This is a genomic window from Runella sp. R0.1_18, assembly GCF_057652155.1.
Genome location: NZ_JBYFCK010000005.1, coordinates 378,568 through 392,518, shown reverse-complemented (window position 1 = coordinate 392,518; position 13,951 = coordinate 378,568). Strand labels below are relative to the sequence as shown.

Genomic DNA, 13,951 nt, shown 5'->3' with positions numbered 1-13,951 from the left:
ATAATGTCGGGGCCTGTATGGTTTAACGTCTCTGACGTTACTCTGCACGAATCAATCATCATCTCGGTAGATGAACTTTTATTGCATTGCTTTCGCCCGTTCAACGGGTATTTTTTTAAGTGTTTTTTGAAACTTTGACAAAATTCTAAAGCTCTACGTCCATTTATTCAAAAAAACGCTGAAGGCATCTTTGTATTGATCGCTGACAGGAATTGTCATCGTCCCAATTTGAATGCTATTTCGGGTGAGACTGGCGATTTTATCCAACGAAACGATAAACGACCGATGTACCCGCATAAACTTGCGGGCAGGAAGTTTGTCTTCCAAAGCTTTTAGGCTCGTCAACGACAAAATAGGTTTGTTGCTTCCCTGAAGGTGAACTTTGACGTAATCCTTTAGCCCTTCGATGTACAAAATATCTTTGAAGGCTACCCGAACAAGCTGGTATTCAACCTTCAAAAAGAGCGAATCTTCTTCGGGTTCGGTGGCAACGGGCGCTGCTGCAACGGCAGGGGCTGGTGCAGGGCGGTTGATTAACTCAAAATACGCCTTGGCTTTGTTGGCAGCCCGAAGAAACTCTTCGTAATTGAAGGGTTTCAACAAATAGTCTAAGGCATCGACTTTATAGCCCTCAATGGCAAAATTGTTGAAGGCGGTCGTGAAGATAATGCGCGGGCCAACGCCATTTTGTTGGGCTTGTCCCAAAACCCTAGCAAGCTCAATCCCCGTCAAATCAGGCATTTGGATGTCCAAAAAAATGAGGTCAACTTTTTGGTCATGCAGCCCTTGTAGTGCTTCTACGGCACTGGAGTATTTGCCGACTAACGTCAGAAAAGGCGTCTTTTCGATAAATACACTGACCAATCCCAAAGCGAGGGGTTCGTCATCAACGGCTATGCAAGTCAGGTTCATAAGAAGGAGTTTGGGTCGATTGCGTTACATTAGGCGTTTGAATCACCAATATCACCAAGTATTCGTTGGTGGGGGTATGCTCGGTGATGTCGAGGCGATAGCGGTTGGGATAAAGCAAATCTAACCGACGGCGGGTATTTACCAAACCAATGCCATTACTCTCGTCCAAAGTAGGCCCTTTTCCCGAAAAGAGGGTATTTCTAACTTCTACTCTGAGGGTAGCGCCTTCTTGTTTCAAACCTACAAAAATTTCGCTAGGTTGTGTGGCACTGACGCCATGTTTGAAGGCGTTTTCCAAAAACGGCAACAAAAGCATGGGTGCAATCGACACATCTTGGTAAGGCTCAGGTTTGTCGAAGGTGATCTTTACTTTGTCCGTTAGGCGCAGTTGCATGAGCTGAATGTAGTCCTGTAAAAATGCAATCTCGTGGCTCAGGCTTACCATGCCCTCTTTGGTTTCGTACAATACATACCGCATCATGCGCGAAAGCCGATGAAGTGCCTCACGGGCGTGTTCTACGTCGAGCATCGTCAACGCGTAGATGTTGTTGAGGGTATTAAAGAAAAAGTGTGGGTTGATTTGCGCCTTTAAAAAAGACAATTCGGAAGTCACTTTTTCTTGTTCAAGCTGTTCGCGGATGCGGGCGTCTTTTTGCCATTTTTGAACCATCGTTAAGCTCGTACTTGCTCCCAGCGACAAGAGCGAATAAAGCAGCGTAAAGGTATCAAAACGACGCCCCCTAGACACGCCATCCCATTTTTTATCGGGGCGAACGGCCTTGTGCCAAAGCTCAGGTAAGTTCAACCACGACTCCACACCCTGAATCGTCCAATAAATGACGAATACCACGGCAGCTATCGAGACTAAGTACCACAAGGTGTGGTTTTTAAAAAGCAATTTGGGAATGAGTACTTTGGCGTTAAAATAAAAACTACTGATAAGCAGCACCAAAAGTATCCATTGTTTGACCCAGTATTCATCGGGAATGGCCAGCCGCCCGCCAAAGGGAGGCATTAAGACCAGTCCTGAGATGAGGGACCATGCCAAGAGATGAATGACAAGCGGTAGGTTTTTTCTATTCGGATTGAGTAACATGTGTTTCCTGATACAGTATGACGGAACAATCTTACTTAAAAAACAAAAATGATGGTTGCTATAATCGGCAGTTTATGGAAATTTACCGATAAAATACAAGTCAGATTCTTTTGGCAATCAGTGAATTGGTTAAGTGTCTGTAAAAAAGAAAGTTTAATAACTGTCCCTCTTCTCAACAAGTTGTTAAATTTGTGGCGGTTCGCATACCCATTTACTAAAACGAACCCAGCAGCTAAAAACCGAGATGTATCATAACCCAGTATTATTGGAAGAATGTTTGGAAGGATTAGACATACAGCCCGATGGCGTGTATGTGGACGTGACGTTTGGCGGCGGTGGTCACTCAAAAGCGATTTTGGCGCGCTTGGGTGAAAAAGGCCGTTTATTTGCCTTCGACCAAGACCCCGACGCGCGGGCCAATGCCGAAGCCATCAACGACAAGCGTTTGACGTTTGTGGATGCCAATTTTCGCTACCTTCAAAAGTACCTTCGCCTGTACGGTGTCAAGCAAGTCAATGGGATTTTGGGCGACTTGGGCGTGTCTTCGCACCAATTTGATACCCCAGAGCGGGGTTTTTCTACGCGTTTTGAGGCATCGCTTGACATGCGCATGAACCCCCGAATTGGCAAAACGGCCCGCGATATTATCGACAACTATACCGTGGAAGAACTACATCGTATTTTTGGGATGTACGGCGAACTCCAAAATGCCAAAACTGCGGCGCAGGCCATTGTGGCGGCCCGTGCCAATCGCTCGATTGAAACAGTGACCGACCTCAAGACGGCCCTGCAACGGTTTGCGCCCCGTGGAAAAGAGAACAAATATTTTGCGCAGGTGTTTCAGGCGCTGCGGATTGAGGTAAACGACGAAATGGCCGTTTTGCAAGAGTTTCTTACGCAGTCGGCCGAAGTGCTCAAGCCTCAGGGGCGTTTGGTGGTGATGTCGTATCATTCATTGGAAGATCGTCTTGTTAAAAACTTCATCGCCAAAGGAAAATTTTTTGGGGAAGTCGAAAAAGACTTTTTTGGAAACGACCTCAAACCATTGCAAGCCATCACCCGCAAGCCCATCGAAGCCAGTCCTGAGGAAATTGCTGAAAATTCTCGTGCTCGTAGTGCCAAATTACGGGTAGCTGAAAAGTTATAAACCCAAACCATTAAAACTGTTATGGCTGTTAACGTAGTAGGTGGGCCGAATGCAAATGGTCGCCCAAATAAAAAAAACAAAACGGGCAATAGTAAAGTCTTGGGGTGGCTGAGCCGATGGTTTAACGTAGAAAATGTAATGGGAGGGAAGCAGTTTCCCGTCAAGTACATCGACGGCTCCCTTTTTTTGCTATTTCTAGGGTTAATTATGGTCTTTTGTCGAATCAACGCCGAGCGCCAAATGCGCCAATTGCGCAAATCAAATGAAGAAGTAAATAACTTACGGGCCGAATATACCATCCTGAAAGCCAATTATATGAAGATGGGCAAACAATCGGAATTGGCTCCCAAGGTGGAGGTGTTTGGTATAAAAGAGAGCCGTAAAACGCCACAGCGGATTGTGGTGGAAGAGTAGTTTGAGGTTTCCATTTTAAAAAATTAAACGATGCTTTCCCGACCCAAAAATATTCGTGAAGATATATCTCGCCGCTCGTGGATAGTGGCTATTGGCCTGATTGTCCTCGGTGCAGTGGTAATTTACCGTATTTTTTATATCCAGCATTTTGCCCTTCACAACGATAAGCCTTGGATTGAGCACATGTCAACCACGATGCACATTGATACCATTGAGGCAATGCGTGGAAACATTTATTCTAATGATGGGAGTTTGATGGCCACGTCGCTGCCGTACTTTGAAGTATCTCTGGATCCTACTGTCACGGATAGTACGTATTTCTATAGTCGCGTTGATTCCGTGGCGACGCTTCTTTCCACTTTATTTAAACAAAGAACGGCTGAAGACTATCGCCGTGAGATGGTTTTTGCACGCCATGAGTTTGAAAAAAATAAGAAAAAAGGGAATCGCAACATTCGGCTGGTGAAACGAAGAATAACGTATCGTGAGTACAATATCATTCTTAACCAGTCTTTTACGGGGGTTGTTTATGATAAAAAATCGAAGAAAAAAGTAAAAGGGACTTGGAAAGGCTGGCCGTTTTTTCGCCGATTTGCCACAACTGGCCGAAGCCGTGGCGGAAAACTAACGGTGGTTTATGAGCGCTATAACCCGTTTGGGTCGCTGGCTGAGCGTACCATTGGTGATTTAGACAAAAAAACACGGCACGGCTCTTTTGGGATAGAGGCTAGTTTTGATAATCGATTGGCGGGGACGCCTGGTATTGGCTTATACCGCGTCTTGGACGACCAAACTTTTATGCCCAACGACGATGATGAAAAAATACAGCCTGTGAATGGTTACGATTTACACACAACCATTGACGTGAATTTTCAGGACATTGCCGAAACAGCCCTGCGCAATACGCTCGAACGCTACAATGCTTCGTACGGTTCGGTGATTGTGATGGAAGTACAAACGGGTGAGATTAGGGCCATTGCCAACTTGTCGCGTTCCTCAGATTCTACCTACAGCGAAACCTACAACCATGCTTTGGCGGGACTTAGTAACCCAGGTTCTACGTTTAAGTTGCCTACGATGTTGGCGGCTTTTGAAGAAGGACTTCCGTTGAACAAGATGTACCATACGGGCAATGGCATCGCCAAATACCGTTCGGCGATAATTCGGGATACCAAAAAAACGGGGCATGGCAGCATTACAGCCCAGCAGGTATTTGAGAAATCGTCGAACGTAGGGGTGCATTTGATTATGAAAGATTATTTCTACGCCCACGCAGACAAGTACGTGGGGTACTTAAAACGTTTTCATTTGCGCGAGCCTACGGGCATTCACATGAAAGGGGAGCCTGCACCACGGGTTCGGACGCCGTCGGACAAGCGTTGGAGCAAAACCTCGCTGACCTACATGAGCTACGGATATGAGTCGGAGCTGACGCCTTTGCAGATGTTGGCTTTTTATAATGCCATTGCCAACGACGGGTATTGGGTGCGCCCCATGATAGTGAAGCAAGTAAAAGATGCTGATAAGGTGATTCAGGAATATCCTGTGTTTAAAAGCGAAGAACGCATTGCGTCGGAAAATTCAATCAGAAAAGCGCGTACGATTCTTGAAGGGGTAGTGGACCACGGAACAGCTACGAACATTAGAAATGAGCATTATAAAATTGCGGGTAAAACAGGAACGGCGCAAAAATTGGTCAATGGGCGATACCTGCAAGGGCTATATAATACGTCGTTTATTGGTTATTTTCCTGCCGACGAGCCGCGTTATACTTGTTTGATTGTCGTTGACAGTCCGCGCGGGTTTAGCATGGAGCAATTGTACGCGGGAAGTGTGGCCGCGCCCGTGTTTAAGGAAGTGGCTGACCGTATCATTGGGTACGACATAAAAATGCACCCGCCGTTGACGAAGCATAAAAATAAAACATCGGAAATGCAGAAACAACTGCGGGCGGGACATTCGGATGATATTCGGATTGTGGCCGAAGAAATGGACATCGAAGCACCTGTGAACGTAGATGGTTGGGTGGAAGCTAAAAAAGACGGGGACAAGGTTGCGTGGGCCAACCGCGATACGGATCCTACGAAAGTGCCTAATTTGAAAGGAATGTCGCTACGTGATGCCTTGTATCTGCTGGAAAATCACGGTTTCAAGGTCAAATATTCGGGGCGGGGAAAAGTGGCTTCTTATACCAATCAGGGAGGCATGTACTCGCTGGTGCTGAGGTAAAAAGTGACGAACTGTCATCAATAAAAAGGGGCTGTCCAAAAAGTAACAGGTTACAAAATATTCTTTGGATTCAACCTCATCCCAACCCTTCTCCTTTCTGGAGAAGGGCTTTAAAAGTCCCCCTCTCCAGAAAGGAGAGGGGGGATTTAGGGGACGGTCGGCCGCTGCCGTGAGGTTGAACAGACGCCGAAGATAATTTGGTGATACCAGACTTTTTGGACAACCCCTTTTTTGTATGATTTGCCTAGATTAACGAGGTTTTGAGAAACCTCGACTTTCGGTTTTGAGAAACCGAAAGCACGTTGAGAAACCTAAAACACGAAAACAGGAAACCGAAAGCACGGAGAGAAACCCGAAACTGAAAACAGGCAACCAAAATTACCCCCACTTAGCAGCTTGGATGTTGTCGATGCTGATTTTGATGCTTTCTAGTGGTGGACGCTGACACACGTCTTGTTCTACAAAATAGTGTTTTAAGCCTGCTTTTTTGGCATCCTTGAACAACGCGCCAAAATCAATGGTGCCTACGCCTACTTCCGCAAACTCTTTCTTTTCGGTATTGGCCATGTCTTTTACGTGCCAAAGCGGGAAACGACCTGGGAATTTTTTGAAGTATTCGTTGGCATTTTCACCTGCTTTAGCTACCCAATACAAATCAACTTCCATGATGACGTTGGTGTTTTTCAACAACAAGTCGTATGGTTTTTCGCCGTCAATTTTTTGGGTAAATTCAAAGTCGTGGTTATGGTAGCCGAGCGTAAGACCTGCTTTTTTTGCTACTTCTGAGCCTTTGTTCAACAGGTCAAAAAGTTGTTTGTAATCTTCAGGTTTGCGTTCGTTGTCAATCAAATAGGCGATAACTGCGTATTCTTGCCCAATCGCTGCGGCATCTTCCACGATTTTATCCCAATTTTTGGTCAAGCCATCTGAGTCTCCAAATGCCTTAGAGCGGGCTGTCATGTAGTGACCGCTGATGGCTTTGAGGCCATTGTCGTCAAGAATCTTACGGTATTCGGTCGGCGTTTTTCCAAAAAACTTGCCTTGGTTATACCCAAAGTTTTCTACTTTTTTATATCCAAGTTTGGCAACTTCGGCCAAAATTTTCTCAATTCCCTGCTTTTGGATGTCGCTGCGAAGGGTGTACAACTGTAATCCTACAGATTTGGCATTGGGGCGGGCTTCCAACCCGAGCATGGTAAGAGCACTAAGACCCGCTGTGCTTTGAAGAAAGGTTCTACGGTTCATTTGGTACAAAAGGTGATTTGATAGGTTGAACTTCGTACAAAAGTAATCAGAATCTGATAATTACTTGAAAAGTATTTATCAATTTGATACTAAGTTGTATTTCAGTGTGTTATGAATTAAAAAAGAGCTTTGTGCTAAAACAAAGACGTTTGCGTGCTAAAAACGGCAAAAACGACTTAGTAGTATGACGATTAAAAAATAACTTTGAGGAAAATGCAACGTTAGCCGTTTTAGGTGCATCTTATAGATAAATACCAAATACAACCGTTTTAACAATAGTAACCACATGAAAACAATCTTCAGAAGTCAGTTAATGCTTGCGATGTTGGCAAGCGCATTGGTAGTAGTCGCCTGTTCATTTTCTTCAAAACAAGACGACAGCCGCATTTCGCGCAACTACGATTTAAAAGGTTTTGACCGTTTATCGTTGGGAAGTGCGTTCGAAATTTCGGTAACAAAAGGCAATTATTCGGTCAAAGTGGAAGGTCGTAAACAGGATATTGACGATTTGGAAGCAGGTGTTTCGGCGGGGAAACTTCGGATTCGCTACAAGGACTCATTGGGCTGGGGCAGAAACCGCAAGCGTGTGACAGTGACGATTTCGATGCCTACGCTCAAAGGACTGGACTTGTCGGGCGCAACGACCTCAAGGGTTTCTGGTTTCAACGATTTAGGAACACTCGATTTGGATATTTCGGGGGCTTCTAAGTCGGATATTCAAGTAAAAGCACAAAAAATAATTATGGACGCCTCGGGTGCTTCTAGCATTACATTGACAGGAAATGCCAACCGTATCGAAGGAGATGTATCGGGAGCAACGTCGCTTAGAGCGTATGATTTTCCCGTAAAAGAAGCATTTTTGGACGTATCGGGCGCAAGCAATGTACGCGTGAGTGTCAATGGCAAAATGGACGTAGAAGCGAGTGGCGCTAGTAGTGTGCGTTACCGTGGGACGGCCTCGGTTCGTTCAAATACTTCAGGTGCCAGCTCCGTCAAAAGCGAATCATAGTTGAGTGTCGAATGTCAAGTGCAGAATGTCAAATGGAGTGCAGAATGTCGAATCCAATGTCGAGTGCAGAATGTCGAATCCAATGTCAAGTGCAGAATGCAGAGTGTCGAATATTTGTTATTTTTTAAACTTTGTATTTTCTTATTCGACATTCTGCACTTGACATTCGACATTCTTATCTATCTATCCAGCGCTTGAAAACGGGTGCTTTTTCACGACTAATTTCTACTTCGGAGAGGTGATTGGTTTTGAGTTTTAGGTATAATTTTCCTGCCGCGTCTCCTTTATAACTTTCAATGGCTTGCTGATTGATAATTTGTCGGCGGCCTGTTCTGAAAAATTCAATAGGATTCAGAATATCTTCTACTTCATCAAGCGTGTTTTGTTCGGCAATGTATTTTTGTCCGTCGTGCGTAACGACATAGATGACTTGGTCGAGGTAAAAAGCGGCGATGTCGGAGATAGAAATAGGAATGGAGGCATTGCGGTGCTGCACAATGAGTTTTTCTTTGTACAACTTCCCTTTTTGCGCTGGGTGATTGACCAACGTCTGGAGCAACTCAGTCGGCATCTGGGCATTCTTTTTCAGCGCTTTGTATTTTTCCAACGCCCGAATAAGATCCTCTTCATCAATGGGCTTGAGCAAATAGTCGATACCGTTTACTTTGAAGGCTTTGATGGCGTATTCGTCGTAGGCGGTCGCAAAAATAATGGGGCATTTGATGTCGAAATAATTGAACAAGTCGAAGCTGATACCATCCGAAAGTTGGATATCCATAAACAGCAAATCAGGTTCAGGATTTTGCATAAACCAACGGCGGGCGGTTTTGACGCTGTGGAGTACGTCAAGGATTTCCGTTTGGGGGGCGATGTCTTTTAGCATCCGTTGGAGCTGTTCAGCAATCAAAATTTCATCTTCTACGATTAGGACTTTCATATAAGTTAGGACTTGGGAATTACGAATTGAGAATTACGAATTAGGGAAAACCAATAACCAATCAATCAGTTAACCCATAACCAACAACCAAAATCACAGCAAAGGCAGGGTGACTCGGAAGGTTTCGGGGGTTTGTTCTACGACCATGGGTACACTCGAAAAATAAGCATACAAGTCGGTGAGACTTTGAAGGGCTTCGTTGCGTTTTGGTTCTAAAATTTGCTTCTTTTGAAGGTTGTTTTCTATAATTAATTGGTTATCAATTGATTTTATTGATATTGTCAATGGACTATCGGGGTCGGTAATGTTGTGACGGGTCGCGTTTTCTACTAAAATTTGCAAAACAGCAGGAACAAGCTTTCGTTCAAAATACTGAGGTGGCACGTCGATGAGCACCGTAAGTCCTTTCCCAAAGCGAGTTTGGAGCAAGTCGGCATAATCTTTAATAAAATTTAGCTCATCGCTGAGTGGTATGAGCGGGGTGTTGCGGGTCGAAAGTAAGTAGCGATACACCCGCGTAAGTTGGCTCAGAAACTTGACGGCGAGTCGTTGATCGCTGTAAATGAGGCTTTCTAAGGTGGCGAGGCTATTAAACAAAAAGTGCGGGTTTAGTTGGCTAACTAAACTCTGGTACCTGACGTCGGATTGGGTACTGTCATAGTTGGGTACTTCACTCGCTGGTGTTGCGGGGATTTCGGGGGATTGGTTAGGTTGGTTAGCGAGTGGTTTCATAGATTAGGTGATTTCTTGGCTGGCTGCCTCGGTCATAGCAGCAGCCATTAGGCTGTAAACATCGAGCCACGCTTGCCGAATTTCGGGCGTGAAATCGTCTTTAAGTACTTTATCAAGTGTCCAAATCAGTGATTCTCCAATAAAGGCATAATGTTCATTTTTTGTGCCATATTTTACGTGGCGGCGCCCCAAATCATGGAGCAAAGGGAGCAACTCGTCCATGTTATCTAACGAACAAACCGCAAAACTTATGACTTGAAACAACTTAATACCTTGGGTTTTAAGGTCGCTTTTAAACAAAGGTTGTACTTCGGGGATAATTTCAAATAAGCGACCATAAAAAACTTTGGCGGCATATTCAGATTTAGGAACAATACGCGCAAAACTTGTTTGGACGAGTCTTTTCTGTTGGTCATTCATGGTTTCAACAATTGAGCAAGGGTTGATGTACTAATCAGATGGCTGAAATTATGTAAATTCAATGGGGACTTTACAAAAAAAGCAATTGAGTCGTGGGTTTCGCGACTTAATCCGTCCTAAAAACTTGGGCGAACCGTTAATCTAATAAGGGCACCCGTACGACAAAATGCGTGTTTGTTTCTTCGATAAACAGTGGTCGGTTGGTTAGGTAGCTGTACAACGCCTTAAAATCATTGAGTCCACGTTTGTTGGAGGTCGCAACGGTGCCTCGTTTTTGTAAGTTATTTTCAAAAATCAGGTAATCATTGTCTTCATATATCAGCACTTTCAGCGGTGATTCCAAAGCGGTAACGTTGTGTTTGATGGCGTTTTCAATCAGGTTTTGGAACGTCACTGGGACAATTCGTTTTTGGTTTAAAGTTTCCGACAGGTGGATGTCAATCTGTAGCCCGTCGCTATAACGCATGTGAAGCAGGCTGACAAAATCGCGGGCAAAACGTAATTCTTGTTCCAACGTCACGGTTTCGTGGTCGTCGTTTTCGATGAGGTAGCGATATACCTTTGTTAGCTGACGCAGGTACTTCGAGGCCAGTTTATGGTCTTTGTAAATCAAACTGTCGAGCACGGCCAAACTATTGAACAAAAAGTGCGGATTGAGCTGATTGACAAGGTTTTGGTATTTGGATAAAAACTTTTCTCGTTCCAGCAAAATCGTTTTACGTTCTGTCTCGGCTTGTTGTTTTTGGGCTATTTCAAACTTCTGTTGGTAGTCGAGTTTTTCGGTCAATTCTTGGTTCAATTGATTTTGAAGCGTTTGTTGTTCCTCCAACAGTTTTACTTCGGTGGCGTGTTCGTGTTCAATCATTTTGACCCGCCAGCGGTACAAATACACGCCCGAACCAATCAGGGTAGCAAGCACCAAAAGCCGAAACCACCAACGTTGCCAGAAGGGTGGATGAATGATGATGTGCAGGTGGTACGGGACAGGGTTCCAGACACCGTCGTTGTTGGCCGCTCGCACGTGCAAAATATATTCATTGGGCTGTAAATTGAGGTAATTGAGGGTGGTTTGATGGGTGGGCGCTCCCCAGGTTTTTTCAATGCCTTCGAGCCAAAACGAAAATAGATTGTTTTCGGAATGGTCATAACTCAGGGCAGCGACCTCAATCGTCAGGTCGTTTTGGTCATAATCTAGCTCTATTGGGACGTTGGCCTGACGGTAAAGCGTTGGCAATACTTCTTTGCCATACACTTTGACCGACGTTACGGCCACGGGGGGGATAAACGAATTGGTCTTGACTTGATTGGGATGAAAACTCACCAGCCCGTACAAGCCGCCAAAAAGCAAATTGCCTTGGCTGTCTTTGGCGACGCATTCGGTTTCTATCGACAATACCTGCAAGTTGTCGGCCGAGCCAAAAGAGGTAAAGCGTTTGCCATGTTCTTCGAAACGAGTTAAGCCATTGGCCGTTCCCATCCACAGGGTATTGCCCACACGAATCAAGGCCGATATGTAGTTGTTGGCCAGCCCGTTGTGGGTAGTAAAGTTGGTAAATTGCTGCGTTTGTCGGTTCAAACAACCCAATCCGTTGTCGGTTCCCATCCAGATATTTCCCCTGGAGTCTTCGGCAAAAGCCATGACGCCGTTGTCGGGTAGTCCTTTGGGGTTACTTTCTTCGTAACGGTATGAAACAGTTTTGGTCAAATCGGGGCTAATGCAAAGCACCTCATCGACCCCGCAGCCTACCCATAGGTAATTTTTACTGTCGAAATAGAGGGAATTAAAACGATTGACGGGCACTTTCCGCACCTGCGCATCATTAAAATGGTTGGTGAAAATGCGCGTTTTAGGATTGTAAATGGTCAGACCTTCTTCAGTCCCGATAAAAATGCGCCCGTCGGCACTTTCGGCAAGGTCGTAAATCAGTTTGCCTGCCACAAAATCGGTACGCGTAATATCCTCCGAAGGGGAGGGGTTGGTTTCGTTTGGCAGGTGGTCGAAGTGCGTAAATTTGCCCGTTTTAACGTCAAAATAGTGTAAATACGAACGAGTTCCTACCCATACACCGTCGTTGCGATCCACCAGCACACTGTTGATGTAATTGTCGGTCAGGCTATAAGGGTTGTTGGGATCGTGTAAATAGCGTTTATGGGCAGTTTTTTTTGCATCAATCCAGAGTAAACCTTCGCTTGTGGCCAGCCAAAGGTTGTCTTTGCTATCGACCGCAATCCGATTGATGGTACTTGCGTTGGCATTGGGTTGAGGAACGTTGGCATCTTTGAGTAACGAGCGAAACGACTGATTATAAGGGTTGAACCGACTTAGTCCTTTGTAAGAAGTAGAAAACCAAATAACCCCCGCACGGTCTTGAAAAACGGATTTGACGTAGTTGGAGCCAAGGCTGCTTGGGGTATTGATGTCAGATAAAAACTGCCCTACTTTGTCCGAATTTTTGATAAAATAAAAAACGCCTTCGCCCAAGGTAGAAATCCATAAGGTCTGGTCACGGTCAAAGAAAATACGGCTGATTTCTTGGGGTTCTTTGAGGGGGAGTTTGATGATCCGAAAAAGCTCACTGGATAAACTCAACGACGCCACCATTCCGCTCCGCGACCCTACCAGAATATCGCCCGTTTGGGGGTGCTTGGCCAAGGCCGAAAGCGAATTGTCGGGGATGCTGCCAAGCTCATCGCTTTTGCAAAATACCTGAAACGACTTAGACGAACGATGATAACGATACAACCCCATGTCGGTACCCACCCAAATCGTCTCGCCGTCGGCCATAATGCTCCTGATGGAATAAACCTGGGCTTTGGAGGATTCGTCGGTGGGGAGCTTGAGTAGTGCTGATTTTTTGGAGATTGGGTCAAAAACGATAAGCCCAGAAGCGGTGCCTAGCCAAAGTTTCCCTTGGGTATCTTCGGCAACGCAGCGAATGTAATTGCAGCGCTTGCCGTGTTGGCTAAAGTAAAATCGTTCAAATTGCTGAGTTCGGAAGTCAAAGCGGTTAAATCCATTTTGGGTGCCGACCCATAGCGTACCATTTTTGGACATAAAAACGGTACGCACTAGCATGTCCGACAAGGAATGAGGGTTGAGCCGTTCGTGGTCGAAGATACGGCACTGTTTTCCATCGTATCGAACCATTCCCATCATGGTGCCCACCCACATAAAACCTGAGGTATCCTGCACTGCCGCCGTGATGTAATGAATGGGAAGCCCTTGTTCGGGGCCGAGGTGTTGGAAAGAAACGTTCGAGAATTGGGCATGACTCCTATGCTGCCCCCAGCAGATGAAAACCAAAAAGAGCAGGGACGACAGGCGAAATGGCATAAATGCGACCAATTTTAGAGGGTTAAAGCTAAAATGTTACGAAGTAAAAACCCAAAAAGAGAAAGCGAGTCGTGGATTTTGGGAATTAAACCGTATTGAAACGACAAATGAACCGTTGGAAAGGGAGTTAAAACGTTTCAATGGAGAATTTAACCGCTTTACTTTTTTGATTTTTCCTAGCGTCGTTTTACCCGCCACCTTTGCAATGTCAATCACGACAAACAAATCAAACAAAACACAAAAACAAAACAAACACAACAATGAAAAAGCAACTTTCAAAATTGAACTTGAAGACCGACAAAGTAGTAAACTTGTCAAAAGACAACAGCCAAGGCGTAGTAGGTGGTCGTCCGCAATCGAACCCTACCTCAAAACACTACTGCTACTCAGATTTATGCTCATTTACTTGCGCATCTTGGAGCTGCTAATTTTTTAATCTCTCATTTTTCAAATCAAACAAAACACAAAAACAAAAC

12 protein-coding genes are annotated in these 13,951 nt (G+C 45.0%); 5 read left to right on the top strand and 7 right to left on the bottom strand.

Annotated features, from left to right (window positions below):
• Positions 1-153: 153 nt before the first annotated feature.
• Both AC23P2_RS12050 and AC23P2_RS12045 read right to left on the bottom strand, forming a co-directional pair.
• Positions 154-912, bottom strand: coding sequence for a LytR/AlgR family response regulator transcription factor (locus AC23P2_RS12050; RefSeq protein ID WP_487773424.1), 759 nt, complete (start codon positions 910-912; stop codon positions 154-156).
• On the bottom strand, positions 887-2,008 hold the full coding sequence (locus tag AC23P2_RS12045; protein WP_487773423.1) for a sensor histidine kinase: 1,122 nt from the start codon (positions 2,006-2,008) through the stop codon (positions 887-889). The genes AC23P2_RS12050 and AC23P2_RS12045 overlap by 26 nt, the downstream gene beginning before the upstream one ends.
• A gap of 244 nt (positions 2,009-2,252) precedes the next feature.
• On the opposite strand from AC23P2_RS12045, the gene rsmH reads away from it, so the two are divergent.
• The 3 genes from rsmH to AC23P2_RS12030 are packed head-to-tail and all read left to right on the top strand — an operon-like array spanning position 2,253 to position 5,798.
• Positions 2,253-3,155 (top strand): 16S rRNA (cytosine(1402)-N(4))-methyltransferase RsmH, encoded by a 903-nt coding sequence (gene rsmH / locus AC23P2_RS12040; RefSeq protein WP_487773422.1) that lies wholly within the window; start codon positions 2,253-2,255, stop codon positions 3,153-3,155.
• 21 nt (positions 3,156-3,176) lie between these two features.
• On the top strand, positions 3,177-3,569 hold the full coding sequence (locus AC23P2_RS12035; RefSeq protein WP_487773421.1) for an FtsL-like putative cell division protein: 393 nt from the start codon (positions 3,177-3,179) through the stop codon (positions 3,567-3,569).
• 30 nt (positions 3,570-3,599) lie between these two features.
• A complete protein-coding gene (locus AC23P2_RS12030) occupies positions 3,600-5,798 on the top strand; it encodes a penicillin-binding protein (protein WP_487773420.1) in 2,199 nt (732 codons plus the stop codon).
• Between the two features lie 378 nt (positions 5,799-6,176).
• Here the strand turns inward: AC23P2_RS12030 and AC23P2_RS12025 are convergent, their stop codons facing one another.
• Entirely contained in the window at positions 6,177-7,043 is an 867-nt protein-coding gene (locus AC23P2_RS12025) for a TIM barrel protein (RefSeq protein WP_487773419.1), read from the bottom strand.
• Between the two features lie 286 nt (positions 7,044-7,329).
• Here AC23P2_RS12025 and AC23P2_RS12020 point away from each other — a divergent pair, with 286 nt between their 5' ends.
• Positions 7,330-8,052: a head GIN domain-containing protein gene (locus tag AC23P2_RS12020; RefSeq protein WP_487773418.1), complete on the top strand. Its 723-nt coding sequence runs from the start codon at positions 7,330-7,332 to the stop codon at positions 8,050-8,052.
• 175 nt (positions 8,053-8,227) lie between these two features.
• Here the strand turns inward: AC23P2_RS12020 and AC23P2_RS12015 are convergent, their stop codons facing one another.
• The 4 genes from AC23P2_RS12015 to AC23P2_RS12000 form a co-directional block, all read right to left on the bottom strand.
• Positions 8,228-8,989: a LytR/AlgR family response regulator transcription factor gene (locus AC23P2_RS12015; RefSeq protein ID WP_487773417.1), complete on the bottom strand. Its 762-nt coding sequence runs from the start codon at positions 8,987-8,989 to the stop codon at positions 8,228-8,230.
• Between the two features lie 93 nt (positions 8,990-9,082).
• Positions 9,083-9,721, bottom strand: a complete 639-nt coding sequence (locus tag AC23P2_RS12010; RefSeq protein ID WP_487773416.1) for a sensor histidine kinase — start codon at positions 9,719-9,721, stop codon at positions 9,083-9,085.
• A gap of 3 nt (positions 9,722-9,724) precedes the next feature.
• Positions 9,725-10,141: a globin family protein gene (locus AC23P2_RS12005; RefSeq protein ID WP_472491057.1), complete on the bottom strand. Its 417-nt coding sequence runs from the start codon at positions 10,139-10,141 to the stop codon at positions 9,725-9,727.
• Positions 10,142-10,277: 136 nt separating this feature from the next.
• Entirely contained in the window at positions 10,278-13,475 is a 3,198-nt protein-coding gene (locus AC23P2_RS12000; protein WP_487773415.1) for a ligand-binding sensor domain-containing protein, read from the bottom strand.
• Between the two features lie 260 nt (positions 13,476-13,735).
• Between AC23P2_RS12000 and AC23P2_RS11995 the strand changes: the two genes are divergently transcribed.
• On the top strand, positions 13,736-13,903 hold the full coding sequence (locus tag AC23P2_RS11995) for a class I lanthipeptide (RefSeq protein ID WP_472491054.1): 168 nt from the start codon (positions 13,736-13,738) through the stop codon (positions 13,901-13,903).
• Positions 13,904-13,951 lie beyond the last annotated feature (48 nt).

Bases quoted from the DNA above. Each gene is read 5' to 3' on its own strand.
- AC23P2_RS12015 (WP_487773417.1), bottom strand. From the start codon at position 8,989: ATGAAAGTCCTAATCGTAGAAGATGAAATTTTGATTGCTGAACAGCTC.
- AC23P2_RS12035 (WP_487773421.1), top strand. From the start codon at position 3,177: ATGGCTGTTAACGTAGTAGGTGGGCCGAATGCAAATGGTCGCCCAAAT.
- AC23P2_RS12050 (WP_487773424.1), bottom strand. From the start codon at position 912: ATGAACCTGACTTGCATAGCCGTTGATGACGAACCCCTCGCTTTGGGA.
- AC23P2_RS12005 (WP_472491057.1), bottom strand. From the start codon at position 10,141: ATGAATGACCAACAGAAAAGACTCGTCCAAACAAGTTTTGCGCGTATT.
- AC23P2_RS12030 (WP_487773420.1), top strand. From the start codon at position 3,600: ATGCTTTCCCGACCCAAAAATATTCGTGAAGATATATCTCGCCGCTCG.
- AC23P2_RS12000 (WP_487773415.1), bottom strand. From the start codon at position 13,475: ATGCCATTTCGCCTGTCGTCCCTGCTCTTTTTGGTTTTCATCTGCTGG.
- AC23P2_RS12010 (WP_487773416.1), bottom strand. From the start codon at position 9,721: ATGAAACCACTCGCTAACCAACCTAACCAATCCCCCGAAATCCCCGCA.
- AC23P2_RS12045 (WP_487773423.1), bottom strand. From the start codon at position 2,008: ATGTTACTCAATCCGAATAGAAAAAACCTACCGCTTGTCATTCATCTC.
- AC23P2_RS11995 (WP_472491054.1), top strand. From the start codon at position 13,736: ATGAAAAAGCAACTTTCAAAATTGAACTTGAAGACCGACAAAGTAGTA.
- AC23P2_RS12020 (WP_487773418.1), top strand. From the start codon at position 7,330: ATGAAAACAATCTTCAGAAGTCAGTTAATGCTTGCGATGTTGGCAAGC.
- AC23P2_RS12025 (WP_487773419.1), bottom strand. From the start codon at position 7,043: ATGAACCGTAGAACCTTTCTTCAAAGCACAGCGGGTCTTAGTGCTCTT.
- rsmH (WP_487773422.1), top strand. From the start codon at position 2,253: ATGTATCATAACCCAGTATTATTGGAAGAATGTTTGGAAGGATTAGAC.